Consider the following 19,651-nt stretch of genomic DNA (forward strand, 5'->3'; position numbering starts at 1 on the left):
CCATGCGCTCTTAATTGTACAGAGAGTGTACAGGAAGCTCAATTTGTGCCCGATCAGGCCTCTTTTTGCCTGCCACTGCAAGATCCTTCCATTGCTTTGCAAGATCCTCCAAGCGTAACCCCTTTGTAACGACGATGCTGAGTCATGTGAGCGCAAGTAACCCCGGCGCTCCTTGAACGACGCAACCCAAGTTGACTGACAAAAAGGTAGGAGAAACGACATGAACAAGCTGATGCAAGGGATCGAGCGTTTCTGGAAGGATGAGGAAGGCGCTGAGGTGGTCGAGTGGGTGTTGGTTTGTGCACTAATTGTTGCGGCTTTTGTTGCTGGATATACGCTTTTGAGCGCAGAAATAACAGCAGCATTCAAGACCATTACTGATGCGCTTAGCGGTGCTGGTACGACTCCCGCAGCGTAACGTGTATTTGGGCTGAGGGGGTAGCTGTTGCCCCCTCTTTTTTCTCAAAAATAGAAGGGTTAACGGGATGGATGAAAGGGCACTTATTATTGGTGGCTGCATTGTGCTCCTGGTAGGAGCCACCGCCATCTGGGATTTACTACAGAGGCGTATCCCTAATCCTCTTGTTCTGGCCGGGGCTGCTGCCGGGCTGCTGCTGCAGGGAGTGCTGTCAGGCTCGGGCGGTATCCTGGCCGCCACCTACGGATTGCTGGTGGGCTTGGCGGTATTCATGCCCGGTTACCTGCTGGGATTTACCGGTGCCGGCGATGCCAAGCTGATGGCGGCGGTGGGCACTTTTATGGGGCCGTTGGGAGCGTTTCAGGCCGCACTCGCCAGCATTATGGCGGGCTCGATGATCGCCATTGGCTATCTCCTGTTTGCCGTGCTGTTTCGCCAGACGGCTTCGCCAATGACGCGTTATGGATTGATGGCAAGGGTGCTAGTGGCAACCGGAAGGCCTATTTATATCAAACCGGAACAAGGCGAGGTGATGGGTCGAAAGTTTCCCTTTGCCGTGGCGATTGCATTGGGGACGACAGGATGGATGATCTGGCAATGGCCGCTGGGCTAGTGAGTATAAACAAGAACAAGAAAAGGAACCCAGCGGCCATTTCCAGGCCATTCGTTAACTAAGCGTTACGCTGAAAAAGTGAGGCCGATCATGCTCTCGGAAGCCATCCCCCTTGACGATATCAGCCACGGCCAGGCGGCTGCACGACGCGCCCCGCGCCCCGGTACGGTGGCGGAAACGGGGCTGTCGGTGCTCTATCTGGGCGACCTGCTGGTCAAGCAGCTGTTCGAGCAGGGCGTGCTCGACCTGCATCAGCTGAGCCGCGAGAGTGCGCTGGCCGGCAGTGTGGTGGAAGAGGTGTGCCGCTTCCTGCGCGAGGAGGGGCGGTTGGAGGTGCGCGGCCAGGGGGGAAGCGGGGCGCTGCGCTTCGGGCTTACCGACCGCGGCCGCGCCTCGGCGCTGGAGGCGCTCACCCGCGACGGCTACAGCGGCAAGGCGCCGGTCACTCTGGAGGAATATAGCGCGCGAATTCGCGGGCAGGCGCTCAGCGAGGTGGGCATCCGCCGCGAGACGGTGCGAGAGGCCTTTGCCGACACCGTGATCGACCCGGCGCTGCTCGACCAGCTCGGCCCCGGGCTGCACTCCGGCCGTGCCATGTTCATCCATGGCGAGGCGGGTACCGGCAAGAGCTACATCGCCCGCCGGCTGGTGCGGCTTCTGCCGGGGGAGGTACTGGTGCCCCACGCCATCCTGGTGGGGGGCAAGGCGCTGCGCTGCTTCGACCCCGCCGTGCACCATTCCCTTGAAGCGCCGGACGAATCACCGCGCGCCGCGCAGCTCTACCTGGAGCATGGCCATGACCCACGCTACGTGCGTTGCCATCGCCCCTGTATCGTCACCGGTGGTGAACTGACCATGCAGCGGCTCGAGGTGCAGTACGACGCCGCCACCCATATCCACCAGGCGCCGGTCCAACTGCTGGCCAACAACGGCATGCTGATCATCGACGACCTGGGCCGCCAGAGCATGACCCCTACGGAGCTGTTCAACCGCTGGATCGTGCCGCTGGAGGAACGGCGAGACTTCCTGGCGCTCTCGAACGGCTACCACTTCAGCGTACCTTTCGACGTGGCGCTGGTGTTCTCTACCAACCTCGACCCGCTGTCCCTGGCCGACGCCGCCTTTCTGCGCCGCATCGGCTACAAGATCCGTTTCGCGCCGCTGGAACAGGATGCCTACCGGCAGATCTGGGCCCAGCAGTGCCGCGCGAGCGATATTCCCTTCGATCCGGCCCTAGTCGATTTCGTGATCTTCGAGCTGCACGCACGCCTCGGCGTGCCGCTGCTGGCCTGCCACCCACGCGACCTGCTGGGGCTGGCGGTAGATCGACTGCGTTACTGGGGCGAAGAAGCACCCGACCGGGAGGTGCTCGCCTGGGCCTGGCAAACCTATTTCGGTGATTTCTCGGACAGCGACCGCCTAGGCGGTGACGGCAATACGAGCGGGAGGAGTGCGTCATGAAGAAGAAAGGCATTGCCACGATGTTTGTCATCTCGATATTGATGGCCGGTGGCGCGGCCCTGATCGCCATGAGCTGGATGGAGCAGCAAAGTGACGAGCACGATGCCTTGGCCGAGGCCGGCCAGGTGGTAGTGGCCGCGCTGCAGATTCCCTTCGGCACCACGGTACAGGCAAGCGACCTCAAGGTACTGCGGCTGCCGCCCGACTCGGTACCGCCTGGCAGTTTTAATGAAATTGAGGGTGTGGTGGGGCGGGTCAGTAACCAGGTGATTTATGCCGGCGAGATCCTGCATGAGGGCCGTGTGGCCGAACACCTGGGCGGCAGCGCCCTGGCGGCGCTGCTCGACCCCGGCATGCGGGCCATGAGCGTACGCGTCGATGACGTGGTCGGCGTGGCCGGCTTCCTGCTGCCGGGCAACCGGGTGGACGTGGTTTCCAGCAAGCGCAACGGCAGCCGCGACAGCTTCGAGTCGAAGACGGTGCTGCAGAACCTCAAGGTACTGGCGGTGGACCAGATCGCCAGCCAGGAGCGCGACGGCCCGGTCATCGTGCGCGCGGTAACGCTGGAGGTGGCTCCCTCCCAGGCGGAAACCCTGGTCAAGGCTACCCAGGAGGGCAAAGTGCAGCTGACCCTGCGCAACCCGTTGGATCCAGAAGAGAAACCCGACCTGCTGGCGGCCCAACGTGAGTTGCTCGGCGTCGAGCCGCCCCGCGAGCGTAGCTCGCCGCCGTCACCGCGCACCACCGTCGCCCAGGCGCCGCGCCGGGTGACAGTGATCCGCGGCACCCAGTCGAGCACCGTGACCGTACGCAACTGAAGCCGACAGTGAAGCGGCAGGAGACAAGGCGGCGGTGCCGTCTGGATAAGAAAAATGTGGTGATACCGGCGTGTTGCCACGACTCACTAGCAGTCAGGCAGGGAGAATCGACATGGTCATTCGAAACGAGGCTTGGAAGGGGCTGTTATGGGCTCTGTTGACAGTAACCGTCCTGGGGTGGGACATCGAGAGCGAGGCTCAGGAGTCAACGCGCAGCGTGGCGATGCCAATCGAGGGTCGAACGGTTGCGGTGGCGGTGGCACTGAACAAGGCCCAGGTATTGCAGTTCCCCCGGGCGGTGCGGGTGGTGTCGGTGGGAAATCCCGAGATCGCCGATATCGTGGTGATGGGCTCGCGGCAGATCTACGTGCTGGGCAAGTCCACCGGCACCACCAACGTGGTGCTGTGGGACCAGTCGGAGAATATCGAGGGCACCCTCAACGTGACCGTCACCCATGACCTCGAGACGCTCAAGAGCAATCTTCACGAACTGCTGCCAGGCGAGAGCATCCAGGTGCGCTCGGCCCAGGATGGCATCGTGCTCAGCGGCGAAGTCTCCAGCGCCGAGCGCCTCGAGACCGCGTTGCGGCTGGCCAATCGCTACGCCGGCGGCGAGGAGGGCATCGTACTCAACCTGATGCAGGTGGGCGGGGCACAGCAGGTGATGCTCGACGTCAAAGTGGCAGAGGTGTCGCGTTCGCTGGTCAAGCGGCTCGAGGCCAACTTCAACGTCTTCAACGTGGGTTCGTCGGCATTCCGCGGCGGAGCGGTCAGCGGGGGGGCGAGTTTTCCCGATGCCGTTTTCGAGGGGGCAGAAGGCCTGGGAGGCCGGCTGCCGGTTTTCGGCGGTGGAACGCCGATCGGCCCGGTTGTCGATGAGTTTGCCCCCGCGACGGCCACCATTGCGGATACCGGCATCTTCGCCAGCTACCTGCGAGGCGACTACCTGCTCAACCTGGTGCTGGACGCCGCCAGCCGCGAGGGCGTGGCCAAGATCCTCGCCGAACCCAACCTGACCACCCTGACCGGACAGCCCGCTCGCTTCCTGGCCGGCGGCGAATTTCCCATTCCCGTGCCTCAGGGCGACGGTCAGGTGGCCATCGAGCACAAGGAGTTCGGGGTAGGGCTTGGCTTCCTGCCGGTGGTGCTGGACTCCGGCACGATCAATCTTCAGGTGGATGTCTCCGTTTCCGACCTGGTGCCGGCCAATAGCCTGCAGGTGGGGGTCGGCAGCGGAGTGAGCACCCAGTTCTTCGTCCCCGCGCTGTCCAAGCGTAGCGCCAGCTCCACCGTGGAGCTGGCCACCGGCCAGACCATAGCCATCGCCGGCATGCTCAACGAGAGCCTGCGCGAGAACGTCTCCAAGATGCCCGGGCTGGGAGAGGTACCGGTGCTGGGGGCACTGTTTCGTAGCCAGGAATATATCAAGGAGCAGACCGAACTGGTGATCTTCGTCACCCCGCGTCTGGCTCGTTCCTTTTCGCCCGATCAGGTGCGCCTGCCCACCGGTTCCTTCGTCCCGCCGAGCGATCTCGAATTCTATCTGCTGGGTAGCTTCCGGTCCCTCGAGGAGGGTGGCAGCCAGCGTCCGCGGCCCTCGAGCCTGGACCTGGAAATGATGTCGAGCCGTCGGGAAGGCGGTACCGAAGGGCGTTTCGGCCATGACCTCTGAACGCTGCTCACTAATGCTACTCCGGCCTAGCCAAGGGGAATGCACCATGACCGATTACCACATCAAGAGAGTTACTGCGCACCGGGGCGGCAATGCCGCGGGGGCCATTCGCTGCTTGGGATTTTTAGCCCTCGCCCTGGTGCTTTCAGCGTGCACGGCACCGCGGCCGGGGGCCGATCTGCCCCCCTACGGCGACACCGTTCGACATACCAGGGAAATCCAGACCTATGAACCGGGTGATGCCGTACCGCCGCTGCATGGTGCCAAGGCGGCCGAGGCAATGCGTACCTATCGCTTGCCGCCCGCTGGGGCTCCGCTGGCGCCAGGCGCCATGCAGTGAAACGGGCTGCCCAGCCACACTGCCGGCCGCAACAAGAGCGCAACAGGATTGGCTTGAGGCCAGCAACTTCGATAACAAGCAGGTGACACGATGCGCAGACAGCTCGAGATTCAGCTGACGGGAAGGTCCCAGGAGCAGCTGCGGTCCCTGGAGGCGCTCTTGTGCAGCCAAGGCGATATCCAGGTGAACTCACGGCTGATGGTCAATGGCAACATCGATCCCCTGGAGGGGGTCTCGCCGCTGCCCGATGCGCTGGTACTGCTGGTCGGCGATCACTGGGAGGCGGAACTCATGGCAATTTGCGAACGACCGGCCAGCGAGCGTCCACCGCTACTGGTGGTTGGGCCGAAGGGCAATGTGGAGCTGATCCGGCTTGCCATGCGCGCCGGTGCTCGTGATTTTTTCTCCCCCCCAATCGACGACGGCGAAATCATCCAGTTCTTGCGTGAGCTGGCACGCGATCGCCCGAAGGTCTCAGGGCGGGAATGCCGCACAACAGCGGTGATCAACGCCAAGGGCGGTTCCGGCGCCAGCCTGGTGGCGGCCAACCTGGCCCACCGGCTGGCCCGCAATGACCGCAGCACGGTGCTGGTCGACATGGACGTTCAATTCGGCTGCCTTCCGCTCTATTTCAACCTTGTACCCGATCACGGCCTGGTACGGGCCTTGGAATCCGCCGACAACCTGGATGCACTGGCCATGGCAGCCTACGTACAACAGCACGATAGCGGGTTGGGGCTACTCGCCTCATCGCCAGAGGACCGTGCCAGCTTGGCTGAGGTGCCCGAGGCGCGAGTCGAACAGGTGCTGGAGGTGCTGGGTCAGGCCCATGACGAAGTGGTAGTGGACTTGCCACGCTGGATCAATGGGGCAACCGCCTGCGTGTTGGAGCGGGCCGACCGCGTGCTGATGGTGATGCAACAAAGCGTGGCCCATCTCCATGACGCCCAGCGTCTGCGCGATGTGCTCGTTCATGAGCTTCGGATCTCGCCGGCGCGGATCAGCGTAGTGGTCAACCGCTACGACAGGAAGAACGATGTCGACCTCAATGCCATCGGCAATGCCTTGCCGGGGCTGTCGCTGCACACCCTGCCCAATGATTTCAAGCGCGCCAGCCACAGCATCAACATGGGCAGCCCCCTGCGTGACATCGCCCCCAAGGCACCGCTGACACGCCAGATCAAGGCGTTGGTCGAGGCGCTGGATGCTCCATCGGGGCATGGCGCAGTCAGAAAACGCTCCTTGCTGGGCTGGGCGCTGCCTCTCCGGCACTGAGCAAGCCGACAGGGTTTCGACGAGAAGCGACAAGTTCACTGATGACTGACCGGAACGAACAGGCATCAACGGGGTGCACTCAGGAGAAAGGCCATGATTCCGCGCGAGCGTACAGTTTCCGATCACAATAGCGAATTACGCGCCGGCTGGGCCGGGCGCGGTGCCGGCCGGTTGTCGCAGGAGGAGCAGGAGTACAAGCAGAAGCTCTTCCGCAAGCTGGTCAAGGTAATGGACCTGACCCTGCTGAGCACGCTGGACGAACGAGAGGCGCGCCTGCAGGTGCAGCAGGTGTGCGAGTCGCTGATGAGCAAGGAGACCTTGCCGTTCAACGCCGGAGTACGCCAGCGTATCGTCACCGAACTGCAGGACGAGGTGCTGGGTCTGGGCCCGCTGGAAACCCTGCTCGCCGACAAGTCGATTTCCGACATCTTGGTCAACGGCACCACACCCATCTACGTGGAGCGGCGCGGCAAGCTGGAACAGACCACGCTGCGCTTCGACAGCGACGCTCATCTCATGAGCATCATCGATCGTATCGTTTCAAGCGTCGGGCGGCGTGTTGACGAGTCTTCCCCCATGGTCGATGCGCGCCTCAAGGATGGTTCGCGGGTCAACGCGGTCATCCCGCCGCTGGCCATCGATGGACCCATTCTCTCCATACGCCGCTTCGCCGTGGAACGTCTGGGTATCGACAGCCTGATCGAGTACGGCAGTGTATCGCCGGAAATCGCCCGCCTGCTCGAGAAGGTCGTCCATGGACGACTCAACGTGCTGGTCTCCGGCGGTACCGGTGCCGGCAAGACCACCTTGCTCAACGTGCTCTCGAGCTTCATTCCCCACGATGAACGTATCGTTACCATTGAGGATTCCGCCGAGCTGCAGCTCCAACAGCCACATGTGGGGCGGCTCGAGACGCGCCCACCCAATATCGAGGGCAAGGGCGAGATCAGCCAGCGCGACCTGGTGCGCAACAGCCTGCGCATGCGTCCCGACCGAATCATCGTCGGTGAGGTACGCGGGGGCGAAGCTTTCGACATGCTGCAGGCGATGAACACGGGCCACGACGGCTCGCTGACCACCATCCATGCCAACACGCCCCGCGATGCATTGACGCGCATCGAGAACATGGTGGCCATGAGCGGCTTTCAGTTGCCACCGCAGGCGTTGCGCTCGCAGATCGCCTCGGCCATCGACGTGGTAGTGCAGGTCGAGCGCCAGGAGGATGGCGTGCGCCGCCTGGTCAGCGTGCAGGAGGTCAATGGCCAGGAGGGCGAGATCATCACCATGTCGGAGATCTTCCGCTTCGACCGCGAAGGGGTGGATGCCGAGGGCAAGGTGGTCGGCCGCTACGTGGCGACCGGCGTGGTGCCGGGCTTCCACGATCACCTCAAGCGGCGCGGGCTCGATCCGGGCCTGGAGATCTTTCAGAACGCGGGAGGCGTGCGGTCATGGATCTGAGCGGCCTGCTTGAGATCGAGCTTTCCGACGAGATCATTGTCGTCGGCATGATCTTCATTGCCGTCTTCCTGCTAATGCAGAGCTTCCTGGTGCCCGCCTTCGGCGAGAATCGCCAGGCGCAAAAGCGACTAAAGAAGCGCCTACGGGCGATCAATAGCGATGCTCAGCAGGGCACCGCAACGCTGATACAGAGCAAGTACCTGCGCGAACTCTCCCCCTTGGAGCGTTTACTGGAACGCCTGCCAGGCATGGAGCGTCTGCATCAGCTCATCGAACAGGCTGGGCAGGAGACGCCTGCCTATCGGGTAGTGCTCTACTCGGTTTGCCTGGGCGGCGTCAGCGGGGTGGCCGGCTATCTGCTGCTGCCTCAGCCGTTGCTTGGCGTGCTGCTGGGTCTGGGCGTGGCGGCCTTCCCCTTCATGCGCCTGACACGCGCCCGCAAGCGTCGCCTGGCACGTTTCGAGGAGCAGTTGCCCGATGCGTTGATCATCATGGCCCGCGCCCTGCGCGCCGGTCATCCCTTCAGTGACGCCATGCAATTGGTGGCTGAGGAATTGGCAGATCCCGTCGCCAGCGAGTTTCGCATTGCCTTCATGGAAATAAATTATGGCGGCGATGTGCGCGGCTCCTTGCTTGGCCTGCTGCGGCGTGTGCAGAGCGTGACGGTCATGATCTTCGTCACCTCGGTTCTGATTCAGAAGGAGACCGGTGGCAACCTCGCCGAGCTGCTCGACAACTTAGCTGCCGTGGTGCGCGAACGCTTCCGCTTCCAGCGCAAGGTGCGCACCCTCTCGGCCGAGGGGCGAATGGCTGGCTGGATTCTTTCGCTGCTGCCTTTCGCCCTGGGAGGAATTCTCATGCTGATCAATCCCGAATTCATACCGATGCTCACCGAGGACCCCTTGGGCCGCCAACTGGTCGTGGTGGCTTTCGTCATGGTGGTCATCGGCATCCTGTGGCTGCGCAAGATCGTGCGTGTCGAGGTGTGAGGAGGCGATGAAATGGAAACTCTCCTGATATGGCTGCAGCCAATGAGTGATTGGTTGGGTGACCCAGCGGCGGCACGGCTAGGTTTTGCTGGCCTGCTTGGGTTGGCGGTCTTTGCCTTTCTTATCGCGCTGATGATGGTGGTGATGGGTCTTTCCGATCCATTGCGCCGCCGCCTGCGCCGCCTGGAAACAGCGGCGGCTGGTGGTACGACGGGTGCCCAAACGGGCCTTCGCGAATGGCTCGGCCCCATGGGCGAGCGCCTGGTGCCTACTGAGGAAGAGGCCAGGAGCCGCATTGCGCGGGACCTCCGCCGCGCCGGCAAGCGCACGCCAGGGGCGCTCAACACCTTCTTCGGCATTCGCCTGCTATTCACTGTAGTGCCTCCGCTGTCCATGTTGATGGTGCTGCCCTTCCTGCGCATTCCGCTCAACATAGGGGCCTTATTGATTGCTTGTCTGGCGGTAGCGGGTTATCTGCTGCCGCGCTTCTGGCTTGATCGGGCCATCAAGGTGCGCTCGAAACTGATCAGCCGTGGCCTGCCTGATGCTCTCGATCTGCTGGTGGTATGCAGTGAGGCGGGGCTGGGCCTGGGAGCCGCCATCCAGCGCGTGGCGCGCGATCTTGAGATCAGCCACCCGGAGCTGGCCGATGAACTGCACCTCTACGGTTTGCAGACCCGGGCCGGCATGGATAACAGGACGGCATTGCGTGACCTCGAGGAGCGCACCGGCGTCGAGGACGTCCGCGGGCTGGTCACCACCCTGCTGCAGAGCATGCGCTTCGGTACCAGCATCGCCTTGACCTTGCGCCTGTTCGCCGCGGAACTGCGCGACAAGCGCACCCAGCAGGCGGAGGAGCGAGCCGCCAAGGTCAGCACCAAGATGCTTTTCCCGCTGATCTTCTGCATTCTGCCGAGCTTCCTGCTGGTGACACTGGGGCCGCCGATTCTGGGCGTGATCGCAGCGTTTTCCCGGCAGGGACTGTAGTGACAAACGCCGTTACCGTGACGGGGCGAGAACTGAAGAGGTACATGACATGAAAAATCTCAAGAAGAAGGCGAACTGTGCCGTTTTCCTGCTGGCCCTAGGTCTCGCTGGCTGTGCGACGACCGACCGGCCGACAGGCTCGGATCCCTACGCGGCGCTGGGTAGCGATGCTTCCCCTGTGGAGTACGGTACGGCGTTTCCCGTCGCATCGCCGGAAGAGGCCTACCGCAACGGTGCCGCCGCGATGCGCGCGCGCGATCCCGACCGTGCTCTATTCGAGTACCTGCGCGGCCTGCGCATGGAAAGGACCCCCCAGGCGGATCCGCTCTACTACGTGGGGATCATTCACCATGGGCGGGGCAACCAAGACCTGGCGGAGAAGGCTTACCGCTGGGCGCTGGAGGTGGACGACAGCCACGTGGGGGCGCGCACGGCACTGGGCGTCGCCCTGCTGGAACAGCGCGAGTACGACGCTGCCGAACAGCACCTTCAGCCGCTGGTGTCGCGGCCCGGTGCGCCCTGGCAGGCGCACAACGCCCTGGGCGTGATCGCCGATATACGCAGCGAGTTCGAACTGGCTCGGGGCCACTACGAAAAAGCGCTCGAGGCCGGCCCCAATACGCCGCTGGTGCTCAACAACCTGGGCTATTCCCGTTACCTGGCCGGCGACTGGGATGGCGCCCGGCAATCGCTGCGCCGCGCGGTGAGTGCCAACCCCGGCTATGAGCTGGCCTGGCGCAACCTTGGCCTGGTATACGCCCGCGAGGGGGACTTCGAAACGGCGGTCGAGGCGGTGGCGCGCAATGGGGACCGCGCCAAGGCTTACAACGACATCGGCTACATCTCGATGCTGGAAGGGCGCTACGAGGATGCCATGGGGTTCTTCGAGGAAGCAATGCGCCTGTCGCCAGCCTATTACATTACGGCAAGCCAGAATGCCAGGAACCTGGACAACCTGATGCGGCGTAGCAGTAACACGCAGACTGCCAACTAGGGCATGAAGGGGAGAGGCGGCCATGAAAAGGGTGCGCTCGTTACATAAGCAGCAAGGGGCGGAAGTGGTCGAGTTTGCGCTCACGGCTGTACTGCTGTTCATCCTGCTGTTCGGCATGATCGAGTTCAGCGTTGCGCTTTATGACAAGGCGGTATTGACCAACGCGAGTCGTGAAGGTGCTAGGACGGGGATACTCTTTCGCCCCCAGCCTCGGAATGCATCAGAGGCAAATTCTTTTAAATGCAATGAGTCGCAACAAGGTGAGGATGAAGATGTCCGAAGCGCTGTTTGCGGGTATGCCGAGCAGTACCTGATTTCGCTGGGTGGCCCGGCGGAATTGGCCATCAGCGTTGTACGCTCGGATGCCAATATGCCGCCAGGTAACGAGGTAGAGGTGACCGTTGATTATTCCTACCAATTTCTTCTGTTGCCGGGCTTCATCGGTACCTTGGGGGATCTCATCGAGATCCAGGCTGTCACCAGCATGCGGGCTGAGTAGTCATGAATAATGTCAAGATGGTTCGGGTTACGCGCCGCTGGGGTGCAAGACAGCGGCAGAAGGGGGTGTCGGTCGTTCTCGTGGCCGTTTCTCTCGTTGTCCTGTTGGGTTTCATGGCGCTTGCCGTAGATGTCGGAAATCTCTATGTGGCCAGAAACGAGCTGCATAACGCCGCGGATGCGGGCTCCCTAGCGGGGGCACGCTTCCTGTACGTGAAAGATGGCTCCTGGGTTAATGATGGTATGGAAGCCTACGATCCGGATGATCCGAACGATCCCTTCAAGAGCGCTGAGGTTCGGGCAAGGGAGGCGGCAGAAGCCAACAATAGCCAGAATTCACCGGTAGAGGTGCGTGTTGAGGAAACGGTAAGAGGCCACTGGAGTTTCGCTAATCAGGCCTTTACGCCCAACATGAGTGCTGTCGAACCGGTGGATCTCTTTGGGGAAGAGGCGTCTACGGAAGAGCTGGATAAAAACATCAATTTTATCAATGCTGTGCAGGTGGTGACGGAACGGAATAAGACGCCTGTCGAAACGTTTTTTGCGCGTGTCTTGGGCATAAATAATGTAGAAGTAACAGCCCGCTCGGTGGCCTATATCGGCTTTGCCGGGACGTTGCGGCCACAGGATGTCGATCAGCCCATTGCGTTGTGTAAACAGGCGCTGCTGGATCCCAGTGGTAACTACTCATGCGATGTGGGTCGCTTCATACCCGACGGCGACCAGACAGGAGGCTGGACCAACTTCGAGCATGATACCACAGGTGCCACCAATGCAAATGAACTTCGCGATCTTGTCGAGGGAGATGGCAATGAAAACGAAATGTACTTCGGCGAGGATATCGCCACCAACAATGGCCAAGTGCAGACAGCATTTCAAGCCTTTCATGACCGTTGGGTAGATGAGACGAATAGAGAGATTACCTGGACGCTGACACTGCCAGTTATCGATTGCGAGGATGGCGTCGCACCCAGTAATCGGCTGGTGGGCGCTGTGACGGTGCATATTGTCTGGGTCGTAAGCAATGCCCAGGAGACCAAGATCGATGAATTTGCGCCTGAGCGCATGGATCTCGCTCCTGATTCCGAAGACGTCGAGTGGCCAGGTTCCTGGGAGCACGCCAGTACGGATGGGCAAGAGCGCTGGGATGATTTTACCGAGCACTTTGGGCTGCAGTTTCAGAATGGTGACCCAGCGGATTGGCGCAAGATGAGCATCTACTTCCTGCCCAGTTGCAGCGTTCACGAACCTAAAGGGCAGACCGGCGGGGAAAATTTTGGGATTTTGGCCGAGATTCCGGTCCTGGTGAACTGATGTCCTCTTTGGCGCTGACCGGCTCCCTGCCTTTGCGGTCAGCGCCCTTTTTCTTCAGCAGTCAGTCATGGATGAAATCGACCGGCGAGGTCAGCGTTTGGCGCGATATGTCAGGGATGGAAGCGGAACTCCTGGACGAGGCGGGGAGCAGCGGTGCGGTGAACGTGCCGCGGCGAAGCAGGTCCTGGCGGTAGAGCGTCGGTGTCTGGCCGACATACTTCTGGAAGGTACGCGTAAAATAGGAGAGATCGCGAAACCCGACGCTGAAGCAGACATCGGTAATCGAGACCTTCGGGTTCGCCAGCAGGCGCTGCGCCTCGGTGATGCGCTTCTCGAGCAGGAATCCCTGGAAGGTGGTGTTGGTCAGCTTTCGAAACAACCGGCTGAGCTGGAAGGCACTCATCCCGCAGCGCTCGGCCACTTCCGCCTGTGCGACCTTCTGGTGCAGGTGCTGCTCGATATAGCTGATGGCGAGAGCCAGCTGCGCCTGCGGCCCCCCCGGAGCGACACAGCGCAGTCGAGCTTCCGGCGGGATCTGGTTGCTTACATCGTGTGCCTTGCGCGCTACCGCCCGGGATGCGGTGGGCTGACGCAGCTTATCCAGTGTTTCCACCACTGTGAGCAAGCGAACGAGATCGACCGGCTGCACGAAGTAATCCCATACCCGGGTTCGAAAGGCCCAGACGGCCAGGCTTTCGGAGTGTGCCTGGGTGATCATGAGCAGGGGAACCGAGGCGGCGCGCTGCTTGGCCTGTCTCAGGTCGGTCAGGCCTTTCAGGTCGGGATAGTCGAATTCGAAGCAGGCAGCGATTGGTGGGTGTGCAAGCAGGATGGGAAGCGGATCCTGATCGTTCTTTACGAACTGTATCGGATACCCTTTGTCTCGCAGGGCGCGGACATAATCTTGTTCTATCGGATCATTGAGTGTACGGAGCACAACGAGAACGTAGGCATGGGTGGACATTGGCAGTGTCCCTCCTGAGTCCCTTGCGTGATAACGCTTTATGAGTTCTTTTTTGGTTCTTTCTAGTTGTAAATATTTATTAATTGAGAATGGATTAGCGTAATGTTTTGTGATGGGTGTGTCTTATCCACTGTAATTGAATGTGACGAAATGCCTGGATTATATTTCTCATCCTTTAGTCGTACGCATTTACCAAAAAAACTGCATCAGGAATTTTGGAATAAAGTTCACGAGAACTAGGAACATCAGCCGGTTAGGCCGTCACGGCTTGGCTACGCGGCGGAGGGTTCTGCTAGAATCTGCTCTTTTTCTCCCAACGGACAAGCCATGCCGTCTCCAGGATTCGATGTCGTGATCGTCGGCGCCGGCGCTGCCGGGCTGATGTGCGCCCTCACGGCGGGCTATGCCGGGCGGCGCGTGCTGCTACTCGATCATGCCAACAAGCCCGGCAAGAAAATTCTGATGTCGGGGGGAGGGCGCTGCAATTTCACCAACCTGGCTACCGGGCCGGCCAACTTCTTCTCGTCCAACCCGCATTTCTGCATTTCGGCGCTGAAACGCTACCGTCCGGAGCATTTCGTCGAGCTGGTGGAGCGGCATGGCGTCGATTACGTGGAGAAGGCACCGGGCCAGCTGTTCTGCGCCCACTCCGCCAAGGAGCTACTCGACGTGCTGCTTACCGAATGCGAATGGGCCGGGGTGGAGCTGCGCCTGAAAACAGCCGTCGAGCGTATCGAGCCAACCGGCGGGGGCATGCGGCTCGTCACTTCCACGGGGCGCATCGAAGCCGGTGCAGTGGTGATTGCAAGTGGTGGACTATCGATCCCCACCATGGGCGCCACCGGCTTCGGCTACGACATCGCCCGCCAGTTCGGCCTGGAGGTGACCGAGACGCGCCCGGCACTGGTGCCTTTCACCTTGACCTCACAGTGGAAGGCGCGCGCCGCCGACCTGGCCGGTGTGGCCTGCGACGTGGCGGTGAGCACCGTGCGTGCCGGCCAGCGCCTGGGGCCGGGGCGTGAGCGACGCTATCGCGAGCCAATGCTGTTCACCCACCGCGGCCTGTCCGGACCGGGCATGCTGCAGATCTCGAGCTACTGGCAGCCCGGCGACGAACTCGAGATCGACCTGTTGCCGAATATATCGGTCGGCGAAGCGCTCGCGTCGGCGCGTCGTGACACACCGCGTCGCCAGCTCTCCACCTGGCTCGGCGAACGTCTGCCACGGCGCCTGGCTCAGGCGTTGACCGAGTGGCACGGCGAGGATCCCGTCCTGGCCGAACTCTCCAATACCCGCATCGAGTCCTGGCACGGACGCCTCGGCCACTGGCGCCTCAAGCCTGCCGGGACCGAAGGCTGGCGCACCGCCGAGGTGACCCTGGGCGGTGTCGACACGGCTTCCATCTCGTCGAAGGATTTCAGCGTCGAGGGTCTGCCGCAGCTGCGTTTCATCGGCGAGGTGCTCGACGTTACCGGCGAGCTCGGCGGGTACAACTTCCAGTGGGCCTGGGCCTCGGGCGTGGCGTGTGGCAATTCGCTTTAGGCTGAGCCTGGGTACCTGAAAACTGCCTTGCTGGTCGGGTTACGCGCACTTTGTTCGCCAGCGGCCTTGTTCGCCAGGGCCTTTTGGCATTCGAATGACAAAATTTTACGCAACGTAACCGGGCGCCTGGGGAGGGGTTGCTAGGCTTGGGAGAATTGGTTCCCCATGGATGTGGTTCGTCACAGGAGTGCGCCATGCCCCCCCAAGCCCAACAGTGGGAAAGCCCACACCAGCTGGAAACGCCAGATACCCTGCACACCAAGGAGTGGATGAGACGCTACCAGCGCATTCGCCGAGCCTCCGAGCAGCTGTGTGAGCCGCTCTGCACCGAGGACTACGTGATCCAGAGCATGGATGACGTCAGCCCGCCGAAGTGGCATCTCGCCCACGTCACCTGGTTCTTCGAAGCCTTCATCCTTGTCCCTTTCCAGTCCCGCTATCGAACGCTCGACTCCGCTTACGACTTTCTTTTCAACTCCTACTACGAGACCCACGGTGTGCCGTTCCCACGGCCCCGGCGTGGAACGCTGTCACGCCCCACAGTGGCCGATGTCTACCGCTTTCGTGCCCATGTCGATACGGCAATGGCGGAACTGCTCGAATCGCCGCCGCCCGAGCATGTCGAGGAGATACTGCGTCGCGTGGAGCTGGGGCTGCACCATGAGCAGCAGCATCAGGAGCTGCTGCTCATGGATATCAAGCACATCCTGGCCCAGAACCCGCTATGCCCCGCCTATCGTGACGACCTGTCGCCGCCGCTGGAAGACGCGCCTGGCGAGCTGGCCTGGCTCGGCTACCCAGCGGGCATCCGCTCCATCGGTGACGACCTGAAGTCCGGGTTCGCCTACGACAACGAGGGGCCTGTGCATCGCCAGTTTCTCGAGGCGTTCCAACTGGGCAATCGCCCGGTGACCAACGGTGAGTTCCTGGCTTTCATCGAGGATGGTGGCTACTCGCGCCCGGAGCTGTGGCTTTCCGACGGCTGGCAGCAGGTCGGTCAGGACGGCTGGCAGGCGCCGCTGTACTGGGTGAAGCGCGACGACGGTTGGTACCACTTCACCCTGGGCGGAATGCGCCGGGTGGATCCGCAGGCGCCGGTGGTCCACGTGAGCTTCTACGAGGCCGATGCCTATGCCCGCTGGGCCGGGGCACGCCTGCCTAGCGAGGCGGAGTGGGAGGTGGCCGCACGCGACGTGGCCATGAAGGGTAATTTCGTCGAGAGCGACCATCTTCAGCCGGTAGCCGCACCGGCCCAGGCCCAGAGCCTGAGCCAGCTGTTCGGCGACGTCTGGGAGTGGACCGGCAGTGCCTATCGCCCTTACCCGGGATTTCGCACCCTGCCGGGCACGCTTGGCGAGTACAACGGCAAGTTCATGTCGGGGCAGATGGTGCTGCGCGGCGGCTGCTGTGCCACGCCGGCCGATCATATTCGCCCGACCTATCGCAACTTCTTTCCGCCACACGCCCGCTGGGCGTTCTCCGGTTTCCGTCTCGCCAGGGAGGCATGACATGGATTCGCTCGTACGCTTTCACGACCAGCACCCGCCAGAGGCGGCGGGTTCGCTTTACGAAGAGCTGTTGGCCGGGCTCAGCGCAACGCCCAAGCATACTTCCCCCAAGTTCTTCTACGATCGCCGCGGCTCCGAGCTATTCGATGCCATCTGCGTGCAGCCCGAGTACTATCCGACCCGCACCGAGGAGGCAATCTTGCGCTCCGCCGCCGCCGATATTGCCGAGGTGGTCGGCCGCGACGCCACACTCATCGAGCTGGGCAGCGGTGCCAGCCGCAAGGTGCGGCTGCTGCTCGAGGCGCTGCATCCGGCCTGTTACTTGGGCGTGGATATCTCTCGCGACTTCCTGCTCGAGAGTACGCGCCGCCTGGCGACGGACTATCCCTGGCTCGAGGTGCATGCCGCCTGCGCCGACTTCTCGCGCCCCATGGCCTGGCCGGACGGCCTGGCAGGCGAACGTCCGGTGGCCTTCTTTCCCGGTTCGAGCATTGGCAATTTCACGCCCGAGGAGGCCGAAGGTTTTCTAAAGCGGCTGACCACGTTGCTACCTGTCGGTGGAGGGCTGCTCATTGGCGTCGATCTGATCAAGGACCGGGCGATTCTCGATGCCGCCTACAACGACGCCGCAGGCATCACAGCGGCATTCAACCTCAACCTGCTGGAACGACTGCGTCACGAGTTCGAGGCCGAGGTGGAGCCTCAGGCGTTTCGTCATCAGGCTTTCTTCAACGAGGCCGATTCCCGCATCGAGATGCACCTGGTGAGCTTGCGCGATCAGGCCATCCGCGTGGCGGGGGAGCGGGTAGACTTCGAGGAGGGCGAGAGCCTGCATACCGAGAACTCCTACAAGTACAGTGTCGCTGGCTTCCGCGAGTTGGCCGGCCGCGCCGGTTTCGAACCGAGGGCTCACTGGATCGACCGCGACTCGCTGTTTTGCATCCATTACCTGGAGCGTGCCGCCTGATGGCCTTGAAGGTAATCCGGTCTATGCTGCATGACAGAACCACGCTGGAAGCAGAGGGCTCGCGCCATGACCATGATTGCGATTCAGGATTCTGCCGAATCCGAGGTGTCTCCGTTCGCCGATCGTATCGTCGACGAAGCCGTGCGCCAAGCCGAAGAGCGGGGCTGGCAGGCGGTTCGCCTCTCCGAGGTGGCGCATAGCCTCGGACTGCCGATGTCCGTAGTGCTGGAGCGCTTTCGCGACAAGGATGACGTGGCCAATGCCTGGTTCCGGCGTGGCTGGCGCGCCATGCTGGCGACCAAGCCCGATACCTTCGACGACTGGCCGGAGCGGGTGCGCATCGAACACTGCCTGCAGGCCTGGTTCGACACCTTCGCCGCCCATCGGCGGGTCACCGTGCAGATGTTGAGATCCAAGGCGCACCTGCCGCATCCGCATACTTGGGTGCCGATGGTCTTCGACTTGTCGCGTACCGTCCAGTGGCTGCGCGAGGCGGCTCGGCTCGAGGCGCGATACGGTACTCGCCGTGCCCAGGTGGAGGAGATGGCGTTGACCAGTCTGTTCCTGGCGGCCCTGGCGGTATGGTCTTCCGACACCAGCGAAGGCCAGCGCCGTACACGGCGCTTCGTCGAGAAACGTCTCAAGCGCGGCGAGAGCTGGATGAAATGGGTGCCGGGCGTCACCCACCGGCGTCATCATGCTGAGGCACAGCTATAAAGCGGTACCACTCGGGGCCTTCACCGAAGTCAGCGGACCTGCTGCAGGAGGCGCAGTGCGCGGTTGAGCAGCAGGCCGCCGGCAGCGAGTCGTTTTACTACGCGGATGAGCGAGCTTGGCTTGCGTGCGCCGCCGACCAGCAGGGCACCGCCGGCCAGGTATATCACCCCCCGGTAGCGCTTGAGGCGTTGCCAGCCTGCATCGAGGGAGGCGGAGGCGTGCTGCCAGCGATCCGCCGCGACCAGGATGTCGATGCGCTGCTGTTCTATGGTGGCGACGAGTTCAGCCTTGCGCTGCGCGCGGGACGGCTCGAGGCGCCGGTCATTGACGCTGCGTGTCACGGTGCTCCTCCACCAGGTGGCGGTCCAGGGCGAGCTGGGCCAGCGTTTCCTTGAGCAGGGTGTGGCGACGGGCCAGGCGCAGTGCCATCAGCGCGGTCAGACTGCCACCGGCAAGCAGCGTGGCGGCGCAGAGAAGAATGGCGGCCAGGCGGTGGGTATCCCAGAACAGAACCACCACCAGCAGTGCCAGCATGCTCAGCCCCAACAGCATCAGTACCAGGCTGAGACCCAGCAGCAGCAGCAGGGTGACGAGCCGAGCGCGCTCCTCCTCGAGTTCCAGCACGGCGAGACGCAGACGCGTCTCGCCGGTGGCCACCAGGCTTGCCAGCAGGCGCTTGCCGATTTCGAACAGGCGTTGTACCGGTCCGTCACTCGACGCCATCAGCGGCGCCCGATGAGCATGCCGATGACGACGCCCATCGCGGCGCCAATGCCGATGCTGGTCCAGGGGTTATCGTGCACGTAGCGGTCGCAGGCGTCGGCCTGGTGGTGCAGGCTATCGCGGGCTTCGCCGTAGAGTCGTTCACCGCGGGCTTCGATACGCTCGCGTGTGTCCTTCAATCGCTTCTCGGCGCGCTCGCGGAGTTCCTTGACGTTGCTGCGCGAATCGTCAGCCGTGGCACTCACCAGTTCCTCGATGGTGCGGCTCAACTGATGCAGGTCGTCCTTCAGCTGCCGGGTGGTTTCGTCGGTATGCGGGGTGCGAGATGCCATGGCGGTCTTCCTATGACGTGAAATGAGATCACAGGCTCAGCATAGCATTAGCGACTACGAC

General features: G+C 62.4%; 21 protein-coding genes. 17 read left to right on the forward strand and 4 right to left on the reverse strand.

Annotated elements, in window-relative coordinates; genetic code table 11:
- The first annotated feature begins 220 nt into the window (after positions 1-220).
- From HNO52_RS07245 to HNO52_RS07305, 13 genes are all read left to right on the forward strand, one after another.
- Positions 221-418, forward strand: a complete 198-nt coding sequence (locus HNO52_RS07245; RefSeq protein ID WP_197568485.1) for a Flp family type IVb pilin — start codon at positions 221-223, stop codon at positions 416-418.
- Positions 419-485: 67 nt separating this feature from the next.
- A complete protein-coding gene (locus HNO52_RS07250; protein ID WP_197568486.1) occupies positions 486-1,031 on the forward strand; it encodes an A24 family peptidase in 546 nt (181 codons plus the stop codon).
- Between the two features lie 90 nt (positions 1,032-1,121).
- On the forward strand, positions 1,122-2,492 hold the full coding sequence (locus HNO52_RS07255; RefSeq protein ID WP_197568487.1) for a DUF8689 domain-containing protein: 1,371 nt from the start codon (positions 1,122-1,124) through the stop codon (positions 2,490-2,492).
- On the forward strand, positions 2,489-3,310 hold the full coding sequence (gene cpaB / locus HNO52_RS07260; RefSeq protein ID WP_197568488.1) for a Flp pilus assembly protein CpaB: 822 nt from the start codon (positions 2,489-2,491) through the stop codon (positions 3,308-3,310). The genes HNO52_RS07255 and cpaB overlap by 4 nt, the downstream gene beginning before the upstream one ends.
- Before the next feature lie 112 nt (positions 3,311-3,422).
- Positions 3,423-4,982, forward strand: coding sequence for a type II and III secretion system protein family protein (locus HNO52_RS07265; RefSeq protein WP_197568489.1), 1,560 nt, complete (start codon positions 3,423-3,425; stop codon positions 4,980-4,982).
- A gap of 46 nt (positions 4,983-5,028) precedes the next feature.
- Positions 5,029-5,322, forward strand: a complete 294-nt coding sequence (locus tag HNO52_RS07270) for a hypothetical protein (RefSeq protein ID WP_197568490.1) — start codon at positions 5,029-5,031, stop codon at positions 5,320-5,322.
- Positions 5,323-5,412: 90 nt separating this feature from the next.
- Positions 5,413-6,597: a CpaE/TadZ family protein gene (locus tag HNO52_RS07275; RefSeq protein WP_197568491.1), complete on the forward strand. Its 1,185-nt coding sequence runs from the start codon at positions 5,413-5,415 to the stop codon at positions 6,595-6,597.
- 93 nt (positions 6,598-6,690) lie between these two features.
- Positions 6,691-8,055 carry a TadA family conjugal transfer-associated ATPase gene (locus tag HNO52_RS07280; protein ID WP_197568492.1) on the forward strand — a complete coding sequence of 455 codons (1,365 nt, stop codon included), beginning with the start codon at positions 6,691-6,693 and terminating at the stop codon, positions 8,053-8,055.
- Positions 8,046-9,044, forward strand: coding sequence for a type II secretion system F family protein (locus HNO52_RS07285; protein WP_197568493.1), 999 nt, complete (start codon positions 8,046-8,048; stop codon positions 9,042-9,044). Before HNO52_RS07280 ends, HNO52_RS07285 begins: the two co-directional genes overlap by 10 nt.
- 12 nt (positions 9,045-9,056) lie before the next feature.
- Positions 9,057-10,031, forward strand: coding sequence for a type II secretion system F family protein (locus HNO52_RS07290; RefSeq protein WP_197568494.1), 975 nt, complete (start codon positions 9,057-9,059; stop codon positions 10,029-10,031).
- Between the two features lie 49 nt (positions 10,032-10,080).
- Complete coding sequence (locus HNO52_RS07295) at positions 10,081-11,025, forward strand: tetratricopeptide repeat protein (protein ID WP_197568495.1); 945 nt, start codon at positions 10,081-10,083, stop codon at positions 11,023-11,025.
- A 22-nt stretch (positions 11,026-11,047) separates the two neighbouring features.
- The gene (locus HNO52_RS07300) at positions 11,048-11,524 is read left to right on the forward strand and encodes a TadE/TadG family type IV pilus assembly protein (RefSeq protein WP_197568496.1); all 477 of its coding nucleotides are present in this window, start codon (positions 11,048-11,050) and stop codon (positions 11,522-11,524) included.
- 2 nt (positions 11,525-11,526) lie between these two features.
- Positions 11,527-12,837, forward strand: a complete 1,311-nt coding sequence (locus HNO52_RS07305) for a pilus assembly protein TadG-related protein (protein WP_197568497.1) — start codon at positions 11,527-11,529, stop codon at positions 12,835-12,837.
- Positions 12,838-12,898: 61 nt separating this feature from the next.
- Here the strand turns inward: HNO52_RS07305 and HNO52_RS07310 are convergent, their stop codons facing one another.
- Positions 12,899-13,801 (reverse strand): helix-turn-helix transcriptional regulator, encoded by a 903-nt coding sequence (locus tag HNO52_RS07310; RefSeq protein WP_197568498.1) that lies wholly within the window; start codon positions 13,799-13,801, stop codon positions 12,899-12,901.
- 327 nt (positions 13,802-14,128) lie between these two features.
- On the opposite strand from HNO52_RS07310, the gene HNO52_RS07315 reads away from it, so the two are divergent.
- From HNO52_RS07315 to HNO52_RS07330, 4 genes are all read left to right on the forward strand, one after another.
- Complete coding sequence (locus tag HNO52_RS07315) at positions 14,129-15,343, forward strand: BaiN/RdsA family NAD(P)/FAD-dependent oxidoreductase (protein WP_197568499.1); 1,215 nt, start codon at positions 14,129-14,131, stop codon at positions 15,341-15,343.
- Positions 15,344-15,537: 194 nt separating this feature from the next.
- Positions 15,538-16,851: an ergothioneine biosynthesis protein EgtB gene (gene egtB / locus HNO52_RS07320; protein WP_197568500.1), complete on the forward strand. Its 1,314-nt coding sequence runs from the start codon at positions 15,538-15,540 to the stop codon at positions 16,849-16,851.
- Position 16,852: 1 nt separating this feature from the next.
- Complete coding sequence (egtD, locus tag HNO52_RS07325; RefSeq protein WP_197568501.1) at positions 16,853-17,818, forward strand: L-histidine N(alpha)-methyltransferase; 966 nt, start codon at positions 16,853-16,855, stop codon at positions 17,816-17,818.
- Between the two features lie 66 nt (positions 17,819-17,884).
- The gene (locus HNO52_RS07330) at positions 17,885-18,535 is read left to right on the forward strand and encodes a TetR/AcrR family transcriptional regulator (RefSeq protein WP_197568502.1); all 651 of its coding nucleotides are present in this window, start codon (positions 17,885-17,887) and stop codon (positions 18,533-18,535) included.
- A 29-nt stretch (positions 18,536-18,564) separates the two neighbouring features.
- On the opposite strand, the gene HNO52_RS07335 is transcribed toward HNO52_RS07330, so the two are convergent.
- From HNO52_RS07335 to HNO52_RS07345, 3 genes are read right to left on the reverse strand one after another with little or no spacing between them, the layout of a single operon-like run.
- Complete coding sequence (locus HNO52_RS07335) at positions 18,565-18,876, reverse strand: YqjK-like family protein (RefSeq protein WP_197568503.1); 312 nt, start codon at positions 18,874-18,876, stop codon at positions 18,565-18,567.
- The gene (locus tag HNO52_RS07340; RefSeq protein ID WP_197568504.1) at positions 18,857-19,258 is read right to left on the reverse strand and encodes a phage holin family protein; all 402 of its coding nucleotides are present in this window, start codon (positions 19,256-19,258) and stop codon (positions 18,857-18,859) included. Before HNO52_RS07340 ends, HNO52_RS07335 begins: the two co-directional genes overlap by 20 nt.
- On the reverse strand, positions 19,258-19,590 hold the full coding sequence (locus HNO52_RS07345) for an ElaB/YgaM/YqjD family protein (RefSeq protein ID WP_197568505.1): 333 nt from the start codon (positions 19,588-19,590) through the stop codon (positions 19,258-19,260). Before HNO52_RS07345 ends, HNO52_RS07340 begins: the two co-directional genes overlap by 1 nt.
- Positions 19,591-19,651: the final 61 nt, after the last annotated feature.

It is taken from the genome of Halomonas sp. MCCC 1A13316 (assembly GCF_014931605.1).
In the GTDB taxonomy this organism is placed as follows: Bacteria; Pseudomonadota; Gammaproteobacteria; order Pseudomonadales; family Halomonadaceae; genus Halomonas.